This window comes from Bacteroides sp. 1001136B_160425_E2 (assembly GCF_015559655.1).
GTDB lineage: Bacteria > Bacteroidota > Bacteroidia > Bacteroidales > Bacteroidaceae > Bacteroides > Bacteroides luhongzhouii.
In genome coordinates this window covers 1-1,139 of record NZ_JADMQH010000061.1, presented here as the reverse complement: position 1 = coordinate 1,139, position 1,139 = coordinate 1, and the positions used below count along the sequence as shown (strand labels likewise).

Here is a 1,139-nt window from a genome sequence, read left to right as displayed (position 1 = left end):
GTTCTGGGAGATCTGATCATTCTGAATCTGGTATTGTTCTTTCTCCTTTTCTTTTGGGAGGAAGCTTTTGTTTCTTTGCCTTTTTCTTGTAGGGTCTCATGGATGATGACTTCGTTAAGTCTTTGCTATTTGGCCTGTTCGGGCTCTCGTGGGAGGGTTTGGGACAGTCGGGGAATTCGTCCCGATCAGCTTGTATTGCGCGTGTTGAAGAATATTATAGTTTTTTTCATCTTTTGGGCATGTATCATGACTTTTAGTGGAATCTCTATTTATTCTCCTCTTTTCTTTGTCGCTTATTTCTCTTTCCTCTTTGTCATCTTAAGTATTTATCGCATTATTATTCGCCATTTCCTGATAGTTTATTGTGCTAAGGGCAAGCATAGACGTTATGCTGTTTTTATAGGTGGAGGCAATAATATGCAGGTGTTGTATGAGGAGATGGAGAATTCTCTGGCATCTTCGCTGTATGAGGTCGTAGGTTATTTTGATATAAAACCGAATGAAGTCTTTTCCTCCCAATGTTCCTATCTGGGTAATCCCGACGGTTTTTCAGACTTCATGTCTGTACATTCGGGAATCAAGCATGTTTTTTGTTCTTTGTCAATGGAGGAGGGGCGTTATAATTTCTCTATCATGAATTATTGTGAGAACCACTTGCTTTATTTTCATGGTGTCCCTAATGTTTGTAAAGGTTTTCCTCGTCGTATCTGGCACAGTATGGTTGGCAATATGCCTATTTTGAATCTGCGTTATGAGCCTTTGGGTAAGATGGAGAACCGTATCTTAAAACGGCTATTCGATGTTGTTTTCTCCGGTCTTTTTTTGGTTACTGTTTTTCCCTTTGTTTATCTCATAGTTGGAAGTATCATAAAGTTGACTTCTCCCGGTCCTGTATTCTTTAAGCAAATGCGTACGGGTTTGAATGGTGTGGATTTTGTGTGTTACAAATTCCGCTCCATGAAAGTGAACGATGAAGCTGATAGCAAACAGGCTACGGCTGATGATCCCCGTAAAACTCGTTTTGGGAACTTTCTCCGTCGTTCTAATATTGACGAACTTCCTCAGTTTATCAATGTCTTTAAGGGTGATATGTCGATAGTAGGTCCCCGTCCTCACATGTTAGCCCATACGGAGACTTA

General features: G+C 40.4%; 1 protein-coding gene. It reads left to right on the top strand.

Annotated elements, in window-relative coordinates; genetic code table 11:
• Positions 1–1,139: sugar transferase (locus tag I2I04_RS23715; protein ID WP_195655949.1), on the top strand; the 1,139-nt coding region annotated here is incomplete at both ends.